Genomic DNA, 13,963 nt, shown 5'->3' on the forward strand with positions numbered 1-13,963 from the left:
TTTCCGTCACGCGACCATGCGTGATCTGCCGCATATGCTCAAGGTGTATGCGCATGCGCGCGAGCTGATGGCCCGCAACGGCAACCCCACGCAGTGGGGGAACACGTTCCCCCGCGAGGAGGTCGTGAAGGACGACATCGCCAACCAGCGCACGATGCTGCTGGTCGATACGCAGAATGGACATGAGCGCATCCTCGCCCAGTTCGCCCTGTGCCCCGGCGAGGACCCCACCTACGCGCATATCGACGGTGCGTGGCTCGACGACGACACGTATGTGACCATCCACCGCATCGCCTCGTCCGGTCTGGTGCGCCATGCCGCCCGCGACTGCATCCGGTGGGCGTTGAAGCACTACGGCAACGTGCGTGCCGACACGCATCCGAACAACAAGGCCATGCAGCACGTGCTCGAGACGAGTGGCTTCGCCCGCTGCGGTCTCATCCAGCTCATCGACCGGCCGACGGACACGACGCGTATAGCCTACCAACGCCACGAATGGTAGGGAGCATTGCTCCGAATTTACGGGAAAGCCCCTCGGCCCATTGCATGGGCATCGAGGGGCTTCGTCGTATCGGGCGGACGTGGCGGCTATTCGGCCTTCGCCGCGGCGACCTGCGGGGTGCCGGCGGCGTCCGCGCCCTCCAGCTTGGAGTGGCGGCGGCTGTAGCCGAAGTAGACGGCCAGGCCGATGACCAGCCAGATCGCGAACCGCACCCAGGTCTCCCAGTTCAGGCCGGCGATGAACACCAGGCAGAAGATGATGGACAGCGCCGGCACGACCGGCACGCCCGGCGCCCTGAAGCCGCGGTGCGCGTCCGGGGCGGTCTTGCGCATCCACAGCACGCCGGCGGAGACGATGATGAACGCGGACAGCGTGCCGATGTTCACCAGCTCGAACAGGATGTTGATGTTGATGAAGCCGCCGGCGATCGCGGTGAGGATACCGAAGAACCATGTGCCCTTGAACGGGGTGCGGTGCTTCGGATGCACCTCGCTGAAGAACTTCGGGAACAGGCCGTCGCGGCCCATCGCGTAGCAGATGCGCGACTGGCCGTACAGCTGCACGAGCATGACCGTGGTCATGCCGACGAGCGCGCCGATGTTCACGATCACGGCCAGCCAGTTCATGCCGGTGTACAGGATCACGCCGGCGACCGGGGCGTCGATGAACTTCGCGAACTCCTGGTAGGGCACGATGCCGGTCATCACCAGCGTCATGATGATGTAGATCACCGTCGAGACGGCGAGTGACAGGAGGATGCCTCGCGGCAGCGTCTTGTTCGGCTCGATGGTCTCCTCGGCGGAGGAGGACACGGCGTCGAAGCCGATGAAGCTGAAGAACACGATCGACGCGGCCGGCAGGATGCCGTACGGCTGGGTGGAGCCGGGCTGGAACGTGTAGATGCCGTACGGGGAGAACGGCTGCCAGTTGGACGGCTTGACGTACCACACGGCGCAGATGATGAACAGCGCGATGATCGCGAGCTTGATCATCACCATGATGTCGTTGGTCTTCTTCGTCTGGTTGATGCCGATGGACAGCACCCAGGTGATGAGCAGCACGACGACGAAACCGGGCAGGTTGAAGTAGGTGGTCACGCCCGGCGTGGTGCCGTAGGCGGCCGTCAGCTCGACCGGCAGGCTCAGGCCGAACCCTTCGAGCAGCTTGTTGAAGTAGCCGGCCCATCCGGCGGACACGGTGGCCGCCTGCAGGGCGTATTCGAGGATCAGATTCCAGCCGATCACGAACGCGATGAGTTCGCCGAACGCCAGATACGCGTATGAATACGCGGATCCGGACACGGGGGCCATCGACGCGAACTCGGCGTAGCACAGGCCGGCGAAGCCGCAGCAGATCGCGGCCAGCAGGAACGACACGGACAGGGCCGGGCCCGCGGTGAGCGCGCCCTTGCCGGTCAGGACGAAGATGCCGGTGCCGATGATCGCGCCGATGCCGAGCATCGTCAGATCGAAGGTGCGCATCGTGCGCTTGAGCGGGGTGGAATCGGCGACAAGCTGATCCACCGTTTTCTTACGGAACAGATTCATGGTCTTCTCTCATGAACACGTGGAATGGGCTTGGCCGGACGGAATTCCGGGACCCCGGCACGCCTCAACGCCGGGAGTCTTGAATACGGTCGATTGTTGCCCCCGAACGTTACGGGCGGGAAAACGGCAAACAAACCGTGAAAAGCGAGTGTACATGGACTGCCGGAAAACCGGCGCGGCGCGTCTCATGAAGCGGTGCCGGGCGTGGACGCCGGCGACGCGGCGCCGCCACGCCCGGCCGCAATGTGGTCGCATGCCATGGACACGTCACCACGCCGCGCGACAATGGGGCGTCATGAGTATGAACGCAGCTCCCGAAATCGAATTCAGCTCTCCGGAGGGCAAGGCCAACTATGCGGCCGCCCGACGTCACTACCCCGCGCAGGCCATCGTCGACCTCAAGGCATTGCGCGACAACATGGCGCATCTGGTGGACGTGGTCGGCGGCCCGCACTCCGGCACCGCCGTGATGGGCGTCGTCAAGGCCGACGCCTACGGCCACGGCCTGCTGCCCGCCGCGCTCGCCGCGCTCGCCGGCGGCGCGACCTGGCTCGGCACCGCCCAGTCGCACGAGGCGCTGCTGCTGAGGAAGCTCGGCATCGGCCCCGACCGCTGCCACATCCTCACGTGGGTCTACAACGGCACGGAAGTCCCGTTCGACGAGCTCATCGCCAACGACATCGACGTGTCCGTCGGCTCCCTGCCCGGCATCGACGCGGTGGCCGCCGCCGCCCGCAAGCTCGGCAGGACGGCGCGCGTGCACGTGAAGGTCGACTCCGGCTTCGGCCGCAACGGCTTCACGCCGGAGGGCTTCGACGCGGCGCTCGCCAAGCTCGTCCCGCTCGCCAAGGAGGGCGTGCTGCACATCGTCGGCCAGTGGAGCCACCTCGCCGTGGCCGACAGCCCGGACGTGCCCGAGTTCGTCGCCTCCACCGACCGTCAGATCGAGAACTTCAAGGCGTTCACCGCCCGCATGGAGGCCGCCGGCATCGCCCCCGAGATCCGCCATCTCGCGAACACGGCGGCCACGCTGTCCCGCCCGGAGATCCACTTCGAGCTCACCCGTCCGGGCATCGGCCTGTACGGCTACGAGCCGGATCCGGCGATGGGCACGCCGTCCAGCTACGCGTTGAAGCCGGCGATGCGCCTTCAGGCGCAGCTCGGCACCGTCAAGGACGTGGAGGCCGGCCACGGCATCTCCTATGGCCGCACCTACCTCACCCCCGACGACACGTCCACCGCGATCGTGCCGCTCGGCTACGCGGACGGCATCCACCGTTCCGCCTCCGGATTCGACATGCAGGGCGCCAAGCATGTGGAGAAGGCGGGCGGCCCGGTGCGCGTGATGACCGCCGAAGGCCCGAAGCTGTACCGCGTCTCCGGCCGCGTGTGCATGGACCAGTTCATCCTCGACCTGCACGGTTCGGCCGCCGCGCTCGGCGTGCACGAGGGCGACACGGTCGAACTGTTCGGACCGGGCCGCGGCGAGGAGTTCGCCGAACCGACCGCCGACGACTGGGCCCGCGCCGCCGACACCATCAGCTATGAGATCTTCACCTGCCTGCGCAACCGCATCCCGCGCCTGTACGAGCATGCCGCCGAGGTGCTGCCCGAGGCCGATCTCGCCAAGCTCGATCCGGCCTCGCTGCTGTAGCGGCCCGCGCCGACGCCGCGCATCGACAGGGTCTTCCCCCTTTGCCAAGGGGGAAGACCCTTTTTCTTTCCGTCTTTCCCCTTATATGGGGGTGTATGTGTGAAACCCATGTTGTGTATGGAATCCATAGTGATAACGAGGGTATAAGCGCTTCCTGTAGGGGTGTTAAGGGGGTGTTCGCGACGGGGGAAATGTCGATACCATGCGACGGAGAAGGGGCGTCGTCCGCGGCGTGTCGCGATGCGGAGCCGGTTTCCGGTAGATGTATACCGGCCGGTCGCATTGCGGGGTATCAATGATGGTATTGCGATGCCGTCGGTGCCGTGACCGCCGCCGCACGCCAACCGGACACGTCGAAAGGAGGCCGCCATGGGAGCCGGTGGATTCACCAACGAGGAGATCGCGTATCTGCGTTCGCTTCCCGCCGTCGCGCGCGTATCGAACGGACGGATCCGCTACTCCGAGGCGTTCCGTCGCGAGTGCATGCGCCGGTACCGCGCCGGCGAATCCCCCGTGCGCATCTTCCGCGACGCCGGATTGGACGCCTCCCTGATCGGATACAAGCGCATCGAACGGTGCATCGCGCGTTGGCGCACCATGCCGGACGCCCCCGAGACCTCCGGAACCACGGGAATCGCCGGAGCCGCCGGAAGCCCGGACGCGGACGCGGCGTCCGGCGGCGCGGCGGACGGCAGGCTCCCGAAGCCGTTCACGCCGGAACTCAACGTGCGCGCCGGCAAACGGGACCTGCGCGACCTGCTCATCTCCCAACAGGTGATGCTCATCGAACACCTCGAATCCGAGGTCGAACGGCTTCGCGCGGAAATCGGCGAACGGTCCGGAAAGTAGCGGACGGCCGCTGCTAGGCTTGGGGCCAAGGGGGAGATGCGCCATGGAACCCAGCCACCACGATGACCTGCCGACGGGCCGCGCCGAACGCGTGCCGAAAGGCGAGGGCTACACCGCGTCCGACGAGGAGCGGTGGGCTCCCGAGCCGCCCAAATCGAAGTCGCGCACCGCGTTCGAACGCGACCGCGCGCGGCTCATCCACTCGTCAGCGCTACGTCGGCTCGGCGCGAAAAGCCAGATCCTCGTCGCCGGCACCGACGACTTCGCGCGCACGCGCCTCACCCACACGCTCGAAGTCGCCCAGATCGGGCGCCAGATCGGCAAACTCCTCGGCTGCGACCCCGACGTGGTCGACTGCGCCTGCCTCTCCCACGACCTCGGCCACCCGCCGTTCGGCCACAACGGCGAGGCGGCGCTCGCCCGCATCGCCCGGGGCATCGGCGGATTCGAAGGCAACGCGCAGACGCTGCGCCTCCTCACCCGGCTCGAACCCAAGGTATTCCACCCGGACGGCCGCTCCGCCGGCGTGAACCTCACCCGCGCCTCGCTCGACGCCGCCGTCAAATACCCGTGGACGCTCGCCGAGGCGGCGAAGCACCCCAAAGGCGAACGCAGCGCCAAATACTGCGTCTACCCGGACGACGAACCCGTGTTCCGCTGGCTCAAACAGGGACTCGCCGACCCGACCGCACGGCCCATGGAATGCCGGATCATGGACCTCGCCGACGACATCGCCTATTCGGTGCACGACGTGGAGGACGCCATCGCCACCGGCGCGTTCAACCCGATCGCGCTCTCCGACGCGCGCGTGATCGACGCCGTCGTGGAGCAGACGCGTGCATGGTACGGGCCGCAATGGGACCCGGACCGTCTCGTCGAGGCGTTCGCGCGCCTGAAACGGCTCGACATGTTCCCCGATCATTTCAACGGATCGCGATTGGCCCTGGCCCAGCTCAAGAACATTACCTCCGACCTGATCGGCCGGTTCGCGTGGAGCGTCGAGGAGGCGACGCGCGACACCTACGGCCCGGGGCCGCTCACCCGGTATTCGGCGCGGCCCATCATCCCCGAGGAGACCTCGTACGAGATCGTCGCGTTGAAGGGCATCGCCGTGCATTTCGTCATGGCGCCCGGGGAGAGGGAGCCGATGCACGAGGAGGAGCGGCGCATCGTCGAAGACCTCGTCGACGTGCTCATGGCCGATTCGCCCCGCCCCAGCGACATCCTCGAAAGCCAGTTCCTCGACGACTGGGAGACCGCCGCCAACGACGGCGAGCGCCTGCGCGTCGCCGTCGACCAGGTCGCCTCGCTCACCGACTCCTCGGCGCTCGCGCTCCACTCGATCCTGTTCTGAACGATGTCGCCGGCGACGCGCGGCGAACCGGACGGACGGCGGACACGCGCCGACGACGGAAACCGGCATACCCGCACCGGTGCCGCGGCGAGGCGGTAGGGTAGTGTGTCATGGCCGGAATGATCAAGAAGGAAGACATCGAGAAGGTGCGCGCCGCCGCGGACCTCTACGACATCGTATCCGCATCCGTGTCGCTCAAGCCCTCGGGCACCGGCACGTTCGTCGGCCTATGCCCGTTCCACGACGAGAAGACCGGCAGCTTCAACGTGCGTCCCGCCCTCGGCGTCTGGCACTGCTTCGGCTGCGGGCTCGGCGGCGACGTGTTCAAATTCGTCGAACAGCAGGAGAACATCGACTTCCGCGAGGCTGTCGAACTGCTGGCCGACAAATACCATATCGAACTGCACTACGAGAGCACGGGCGCCGGCAGGCCGGATGGGCATTCCGGCTCGAAGCGCGCGCGACTGCTGGAGGCCAACGAGGAGGCGCAGCGGTTCTTCACCAGCCAGATCATGAGCAAGGAGGCGCTCGCCGCCAGGAAGCTGCTCGGAGGCCGCACGTTCAGCCAGGCCGATTGCGAGCGGTTCGGCTGCGGGTACGCGCCCCAGGGGTGGGACAATCTCGTCCGTCATCTCGCGTCCAAGGGGTTCACGCAGCAGGAGATGCTTGACGCCGGTCTCGCGCGTCAGGGGCAGCGTGGCGTCTACGACTACTTCCGCGGCCGCGTCACCTGGCCGATCCGCGATTCGACAGGGCGCACGCTCGGTTTCGGCGCGCGCAAGCTGTACGACGACGACCAGATCGCCGCGAAGTACATCAACACGCCGGACACGCAGCTCTACCGCAAGAACCAGGTGCTGTACGGCATCGATTTGGCGAAGAAGGCAATCGTGAAGAAGCGCCAGGTCGTGATCGTCGAGGGGTACACGGACGTGATGGCCATGCATCTGGCGGGCATCGACACGGCCATCGCCACCTGCGGCACCGCGTTCGGCACGGAGCATGCGAAGATCGTGCGTCGCCTCATCGCCGACGATTCGCTCGGCGCCGTCCAGCTCACCGGACCGTTGAAGGTCGAGGGCGAGAAGCTGAGCTCACGTGTCGTGTTCACGTTCGACGGCGACGCCGCCGGGCAGAAGGCGGCGCTGCATGCGTTCGGCCTCGACGCGGCGTTCCTCTCGCAGACGTTCGTCGCCGTGGCCGACGACAACCTCGACCCGTGCGATCTGCGCATCGAACGCGGCGACGAGGCGGTCCGCTCGCTCATCGAGCACGCCGTGCCCCTCTACGATTTCGTGATCGACGCGGCGATCGGCCGTTTCGACACCCAGTATGCGACCGGGCAGGTCGGGGCGGCCAAGGCAGCGGCCCCGCTGATCGCGCAGATCCGCGACCGGTCGCAGCTTGACTGGTACACGCGCCGCGCCACGCGCCGTATCGGCATCGACCTCGACATCATGCGGGACGAGGTGAGGCAGGCGCGTCGACGGCTGCACGTGCGCGACGAGGACGCGTACGCGCCGCGCCGCCGGTTCAATGGCGGCGGCGCGTTCGACCGCGGTCCGCGCGGCCGTGACGACGATTCGTACGCCGATCCCGCGAAACGTCGTGAGCTCGAGCACCGCGACGCGACCGAGCAGACGTACTTCCGCATCGACGACGCCGTGTTCATCGCCGAACAGCAGTTCATGGCGCTGCTCATCCAGGTGCCGCGCGCCGTGAGCCCCAACGGGTTCGCGGAGCTGACGCTCGCGAATTTCATGACGCCCGTGTTCCGCACGCTGTTCCAGGCGGTCGCCGCCGCCGGCGGGCTTCCCTCCGCGGACACGCCTCAGGGGCTGTGGATGCACAATCTCACCAAGGCGGGCGGCCCGATGCTCGAATCGACGATCAACGAGCTGGCCGTCATGCCGCTGCCGCTGTCCGGTGGGGAGCGTGCGGCGGGCGACGCCTCCGGCGCGGGCGTCTCCGACCCGGCCGGCGCCATGCCGGACGCGCGTCTCAGGACGCCCACGAAGGCCGAGAGCCGCTACGCCTCCGAACTGCTCGCCAAACTGCTCGACATCGGCTACATGCGGCGCATCGGCGCGGCCCGGCGCAGGATGGCCATGATGCCGGACGGCGCGGAGAAGATTGCCCTGCTGGGCGAGATCACGCGGATGGAGACCCATCGCAAGGACATCCAGTCGCAGGTCTACGGCAACGACATCGGGTGAGCCTCGCGGGGCTTTCGCGATTGGACTGGTCGGAAATCCGCGGATTGGCCCCATCCAAATTGGACTGGTTTGGACTGGTCGCGTCGCCGACATCCGATAATGGTCGGCGACCGGTGCCGCGCCGTCCGCCAACGGACGCGCCCGGCTCCGCATTGCATCGTACGAACCAGAAGGGATCATCATGACGCAGAACCGTGCCGAACTCAACCGCAACCTCGCCCAGATGCTCAAGGGCGGCGTGATCATGGACGTGACCACGCCCGAACAGGCGAAGATCGCCCAGGACGCCGGCGCCTGCGCGGTCATGGCGCTCGAGCGCATCCCGGCCGACATCCGCGCGGCCGGCGGCGTCTCCCGCATGTCCGACCCGGCCATGATCAAGGGCATCCAGGAGGCCGTGTCCATCCCGGTCATGGCGAAGGTCCGCATCGGCCACATCGCCGAGGCACGCATCCTGCAGGCCATCGACATCGACTACATCGACGAGTCCGAGGTGCTTTCCCCGGCCGACGACGTCTACCACATCGACAAGAACCAGTTCGACGTGCCGTTCGTGTGCGGCGCGAAGAACCTCGGCGAGGCGCTGCGCCGCATCGCCGAAGGCGCGGCCATGATCCGCACCAAGGGCGAGCCGGGCACCGGCGACGTGATCCAGGCCGTGCGCCACATGCGCACGATGAACAAGCAGATCCACGAGCTCGTCTCCCTGCGCGACGACGAGGTGTACGAGGCGGCCAAGCAGCTCGCCGTGCCCTACGACCTCGCCAAGTACGTGCACGACAACGGCCGTCTGCCCGTCGTCAACTTCGCCGCCGGCGGCGTCGCCACCCCGGCCGACGCGGCCCTGATGATGGAGCTCGGCGCCGAGGGCGTGTTCGTCGGCTCCGGCATCTTCAAGTCCGGCGACCCGGCCAAGCGCGCCGCCGCCATCGTCAAGGCGACCGCCAACTGGCAGGACGCCGATCTGCTCGCCAAGCTTTCCGAGAACCTCGGCGAGGCCATGGTCGGCATCAACGAGGACGAGATCCAGACCATCATGGCCGCCCGAGGCGAGTGAGACCCGGAGGCGATTGACATGGTCGTAGCGGTCGAATACATCTCCAAGGAGGAGTCCGACGGCGTCGAATCCGGGCAGGACCGGCACGGCGTGACCGGCATCCTCGCCGTGCAGGGCGCGTTCGCGGAACACGCCGCCGTGCTCGACAGGCTCGGCGCGCCGTGGAAGCTGCTGCGCGCCGCCGAGGATTTCGACGACTCCATCGACCGGGTGATCCTGCCCGGCGGCGAATCCACCACGCAAGGCAAGCTCCTGCACTCCACCGGACTGTTCGAGCCGATCGCCGAGCACATCAAGGCCGGCAAGCCCGTGTTCGGCACCTGCGCCGGCATGATCCTGCTCGCGAAGAGGCTCGACAACGACGAGCACGTGTACTTCGGCGCGCTCGACGCCGTCGTGCGCCGCAACGCGTACGGCCGCCAGCTGGGCAGCTTCGCCGCCACCGCCGACTTCGGCGAGCCCGGGGACGCCGACTGCATCAAGGATTTCCCGCTCGTGTTCATCCGCGGGCCGTACGTCGTCTCCGTGGGCGACGCGGCGCGCGTCGAAACCGAGGTCGACGGGCATCCGGTGGCGCTACGGCAGGGCAACATCCTCGCCACCGCGTTCCACCCGGAACTCACCGACGACACGCGTCTGCACGAGCTGTTCCTCGCCCTGTAGCGTTTCCCCATACTCCCCATGGCTACTTCCCATAGCGCGGGACCAGCCCCGCAACCGCTCCCATGGTGCGGTGTGAAGATGATGTGAAACGGCTATTTTCCGCCGTTTTGCATCGCCGCACCATGGGAGTTTTACCGCACCATGGGATGATTGTCGGGATGATTGTCGGGATGGGCTGTGGGATGGGTTGCGGGATGATCGTCGGGAGAGGCGTCCCGATGGCGGATGCGGATGCGGAGCGGGAAAGGAGGACGGGCATGCAGCTGGAACTCGACCGGCATACGAACGTGCCGATGTACCGGCAGTTGGCCGCGCAACTGCGCGAACGCATCGTCTCCGGCGAACTCGCCGAAGGCTACCGGCTTCCGCCCGAGCGTGAGCTCGCCGCCAGACTCGGCGTCAACCGCACCACCGTGCTGCAGGCCTACCAGCAGCTGAAGGACGAAGGCCTCATCGCCTCCAAAGTAGGCAAAGGCACGTTCGTGACGCCCGTCGCCGACGCCTCGCCGGTCCGGCCCGCGAACCATGAAGGGGATTCGCGGGCCGGTCGGGAACGGGAGCCCTCGCCGGCCGGCGGCATCGTGCACACCATACGGGACCGACACCCGGACTCGGAGACGGAACCGTCCGTCGTGCCGCCTCCATGGTCGGTGCTGTTCAGCGACTATTCCAACCGGTTCACCTATCACGACATCGCATCGGCCGATCGGGCCCAACGCGGCGGCACCGTCATCGATTTCGCCACCGGTTCGCCGAACCCCGGCGACATCCCCGACGACCTGCTGCGCGCGGTGAGCGTCGAGGCGTTCTCCTCGCACGAGTTCGACGGCCGTCCCGAATCTCCCATCGAAGGGTTCACGGAACTGCGCGCATTGCTCGCCGACCACATGCGTGCGCGCGGCGTGCGGTGCGACGAACGCAACGTGATGGTGCTGTCGGGTTCGGAGCAGGGCATCGACCTGTGCGTGCGCGCGTTCCTCGATCCGGGCGATTGCGTGCTCGTCGAACAATCTACGCTGTTCTCCGCATTGCAGGCGTTCCGTTCGATGGGGGCCCGCGTCGTCGGCGTGCCGATGGATGGGCTGGGCATGCGCACCGATCTGCTGGAAGGCTACTGCGCGCGGTACCACCCGAAATTCATCTATACGATTCCCACGGCGCACAATCCCACCGGCGTCACGATGCCGACCGCGCGCCGGCGCGAGCTCATCGCCGCGGCCAGACGCCACCAGTGCCTCATCATCGAGGACGACGCCTACGGCGATCTATGGTACGGGCCCATGCGGCAGCAGACGGGGGAAGGCGGGCGCGACGAAGGCGATGCCATGGCGGTCCGGCCCACGCCGGTGGCGGGCATGGAGAACGCCGGATATGTGATCTACCTGTCCACGTTCTCGAAGACCGTCACATCCGGACTGCGCACCGGCTGGATCGTGGCCGACCCGCATGTGATTGGCAGGGTCGCGGCCCTGAGACGAATGGTCGACCAGCATACGAGCACGTCCTCGCAGCGCATCTGCATGGAACTGCTCAGGGAGGGGCGCATCGGCGCGCATGTGGACACGCTCACCAAGGCGTACCGCGATCGCCGCGACCGGACGATCGCCGCGCTGGAACGATATGCGCCCGACGGCATGCGATGGACCGTGCCGGAAGGCGGCTACTACGTGTGGGTGACGTTGCCGCGGGGAGCGCGCGCGTTGGCGCTGTTGGAGCGATGCCGGGCCGAAGGCGTCACCTTCATGCCGGGCGGCGTCTTCGACGTCGACGAGACGGACGACTCCCACATCCGTCTCAACGTCGTGCGCCCCGCAGCCTGCGACCTCGACAAGGGGGTCCGCATCATCTGCGAGGCGCTCGAATGAATCCGGGCGAATGAGTCCGGGCGATCGGTTCAGGCGATCGGTTCAGGCGATCTGGGCGAGCAGGGCGGGAAGCTCGGCCATCGAATCGATGACCGCGTCCGCGCCGGCGGCGACGAACGCGTCACGCGCCTTGGCGCGGGCCGCGCGCTTGCCGGCCTCGTCCAGCGCCTCGAACTCCGCCTGGCTCAGCGCCATCTGCGAGCTGCCCTCGGTCACGCCGATCGTGAACACGCCCGCGTTCTTGCCCTCGCGGATGTCGGAGAGCGTGTCGCCCACCTTCGCGGCGCGGCGCACGTCGGTCACATGCAGCGCCTCCAGATTGCGGAAGATCATGTATGGGTAGGGGCGGCCGTAGCCGTCCGTGCCGTCCGGGCTGATCCAGAAGTCCGGATCGTAGCCGTTCTCCTTGGCCTTCGGCACGACGATCTCCATCATCTTGTCCGTGTAGCCGGTGGTCGAGCCGATCTTGAGACCTGCCTCGCGCAGGGCGGCGACCGCCTCCGTCACGCCCGGCTTCGGGTCGGCAAAGCCGTCGAGGATCGACAGCAGCTTCGGCTCGAAGTGCGCGTACACGGCATCCGTGTCCGCGTCGGTCGGTGCGGCGCCGTGCCGCTCCTCCCAGGCGCGGGCGATGCGGTCCATGTGCAGCATCGTGTCGATGTGGTCGTGCTTCAGCATACCCATCGGCTTGCGGGTCTCGGCCATCGTCGGCTCGACGCCGAACTCCTTGAACGCCTCCTGGAACGCCTTGACGGGGGCGAAGCAGCCGTAGTCCACGGTCGTGCCGGCCCAGTCGAAGATCACGGCTTCGAAACGGTTGGTCATCATTGTCCTTTCAGTGACTCATAACGGTTGTATGCGGCCCCCTTTGACGAGGGGGCTCCCGCGAATCGGGTGGGATGGGGAAGAGGAGAGAAAGAGAATCAGGCGGTGAGTTTCACGGTCGCGGGGGCGGCGGCCTTGATCGGCTCGCCGGCCTTGTCCATCGCGGCGATCGCCTCGGGCACGGAAGCCGAGCCGGTGGCCGCCTCGAGCAGGCCGCGCTCGCCCATGTACAGGGCCAGCAGCTCGGTCACCTTCTCGATGTCGTCCGTGTAGATCTCGCCGATGTTGCCCAGGCGGAACGTCTCCTCGTGGGTGAGTTTGCCCGGGTAGATCGCGTAGCCGCGCTCCTTGATGAACTCGTACATGTCGTGGAAGTCGAACTTCGTGCCGTCCGGGTAGAGGAACGTGGTGATGATCGGGCCCTGGTTCTTCGCGAGGAACGTGCGGAAGCCGAGCGCCTTCATGCGGGCGATGAGCAGGTCGTTGTTGAGCTGGTAGCGGGCGGAGCGGGCCGGGATGCCGCCTTCGGCGAACATCTCGTCGAGCGCCTTCGAGAAGGCGAGCACCACGTGGGTGGGGGAGGTGTAGCGCCACTTGCCGTTCGCCTTCTCCAGCGTGTTCCACTGGTCCCACAGGTCGAGGGACAGCGAACGCGCCTTGCCCTTGGAGGCTTCGAGTTTCGCCTTGTTGCAGATGATGAAGCTGAAGCCGGGCACGCCCTGGATGCACTTGTTGGCGGAGGAGACGAGGAAGTCGATGCCCCAGCCGGAGACCGGGATGTCGACGCCGCCGAAGGAGCTCATCGCGTCGACCATGAACGTGCAGCCGTGCGCCTTGGCGACGGTGGCCACGGCGGCGATGTCGTTGAGCAGGCCGGAGGTGGTCTCCGAGTGGATCATCGAGACGTGCGTGATGGACGGATCGTTCCTCAGGTACTCCTCGACCTTGTCGGCGTCCGGGATGCGGTCGTACGGCTCGGCGTACTGGACGTAGTCGATGCCCGCGTGCTCGCAGATCTTGACCTGGCGGTCGCCGTACGCGCCGTTCGTGCACAGCAGGACCTTCTCGTCCTTGCCGATCACGGAGGTGATCACGCTCTCCACGCCGAACGTGCCGGAGCCCTGCATGAGCACGACGGTGTAGTCGCGCGGGTCGCAGTGGGCGAGCTCGAGCAGTTGGCGGCGGATCTTCTGGGTGATCTGCTGGTAGTCCTCGTCCCACGTGCAGTGGTCGAAGAGCATCTCCTCCTTGACCGTGCGGGTCGTGGTCAGCGGTCCGGGGGTGAGCAGCTTGTATTCGTTGGCCATGATGGTCGTTTCCTTTCCTTGGCTTGTTTCCTTGGCTTATGCGAAGTGAATCGGATCGAAATCGTTATGTGAAGTGCTGTGAATATGGCTTCCGCCCGCAGAGTGTAATCACGAAGGAAGTTTT

General features: G+C 66.8%; 11 protein-coding genes. 8 read left to right on the forward strand and 3 right to left on the reverse strand.

The window, feature by feature from the left end; genetic code table 11:
* Positions 1-16 precede the first annotated feature (16 nt).
* Positions 17-502 (forward strand): N-acetyltransferase, encoded by a 486-nt coding sequence (locus AC1AYP_RS09450; protein WP_476503356.1) that lies wholly within the window; start codon positions 17-19, stop codon positions 500-502.
* A gap of 86 nt (positions 503-588) precedes the next feature.
* Here the strand turns inward: AC1AYP_RS09450 and AC1AYP_RS09455 are convergent, their stop codons facing one another.
* Complete coding sequence (locus tag AC1AYP_RS09455) at positions 589-2,049, reverse strand: amino acid permease (protein WP_476503347.1); 1,461 nt, start codon at positions 2,047-2,049, stop codon at positions 589-591.
* Between the two features lie 295 nt (positions 2,050-2,344).
* Here AC1AYP_RS09455 and alr point away from each other — a divergent pair, with 295 nt between their 5' ends.
* The 7 genes from alr (at position 2,345) to AC1AYP_RS09490 (ending at position 11,707) form a co-directional block, all read left to right on the forward strand.
* Positions 2,345-3,703: an alanine racemase gene (alr, locus tag AC1AYP_RS09460; RefSeq protein ID WP_476547684.1), complete on the forward strand. Its 1,359-nt coding sequence runs from the start codon at positions 2,345-2,347 to the stop codon at positions 3,701-3,703.
* 369 nt (positions 3,704-4,072) lie between these two features.
* Positions 4,073-4,552 carry an HTH domain-containing protein gene (locus AC1AYP_RS09465; protein WP_476503349.1) on the forward strand — a complete coding sequence of 160 codons (480 nt, stop codon included), beginning with the start codon at positions 4,073-4,075 and terminating at the stop codon, positions 4,550-4,552.
* 43 nt (positions 4,553-4,595) lie between these two features.
* Positions 4,596-5,906 carry a deoxyguanosinetriphosphate triphosphohydrolase gene (locus AC1AYP_RS09470; RefSeq protein WP_476547686.1) on the forward strand — a complete coding sequence of 437 codons (1,311 nt, stop codon included), beginning with the start codon at positions 4,596-4,598 and terminating at the stop codon, positions 5,904-5,906.
* Between the two features lie 110 nt (positions 5,907-6,016).
* Positions 6,017-8,122, forward strand: coding sequence for a DNA primase (dnaG, locus tag AC1AYP_RS09475; protein ID WP_476547687.1), 2,106 nt, complete (start codon positions 6,017-6,019; stop codon positions 8,120-8,122).
* A 181-nt stretch (positions 8,123-8,303) separates the two neighbouring features.
* Positions 8,304-9,179 (forward strand): pyridoxal 5'-phosphate synthase lyase subunit PdxS, encoded by an 876-nt coding sequence (pdxS, locus tag AC1AYP_RS09480; RefSeq protein WP_034526836.1) that lies wholly within the window; start codon positions 8,304-8,306, stop codon positions 9,177-9,179.
* 18 nt (positions 9,180-9,197) lie between these two features.
* Positions 9,198-9,842 carry a pyridoxal 5'-phosphate synthase glutaminase subunit PdxT gene (gene pdxT, locus AC1AYP_RS09485; protein WP_476547689.1) on the forward strand — a complete coding sequence of 215 codons (645 nt, stop codon included), beginning with the start codon at positions 9,198-9,200 and terminating at the stop codon, positions 9,840-9,842.
* A gap of 257 nt (positions 9,843-10,099) precedes the next feature.
* Positions 10,100-11,707 (forward strand): aminotransferase-like domain-containing protein, encoded by a 1,608-nt coding sequence (locus tag AC1AYP_RS09490; RefSeq protein WP_476547691.1) that lies wholly within the window; start codon positions 10,100-10,102, stop codon positions 11,705-11,707.
* Between the two features lie 42 nt (positions 11,708-11,749).
* On the opposite strand, the gene phnX is transcribed toward AC1AYP_RS09490, so the two are convergent.
* Both phnX and AC1AYP_RS09500 read right to left on the reverse strand, forming a co-directional pair.
* Entirely contained in the window at positions 11,750-12,532 is a 783-nt protein-coding gene (phnX, locus tag AC1AYP_RS09495) for a phosphonoacetaldehyde hydrolase (protein WP_476545121.1), read from the reverse strand.
* Positions 12,533-12,630: 98 nt separating this feature from the next.
* On the reverse strand, positions 12,631-13,839 hold the full coding sequence (locus AC1AYP_RS09500; protein WP_476547693.1) for a 2-aminoethylphosphonate--pyruvate transaminase: 1,209 nt from the start codon (positions 13,837-13,839) through the stop codon (positions 12,631-12,633).
* Between the last annotated feature and the right edge of the window lie 124 nt (positions 13,840-13,963).

The sequence above is a fragment of the Bifidobacterium sp. LH_424 genome (assembly GCF_056356895.1).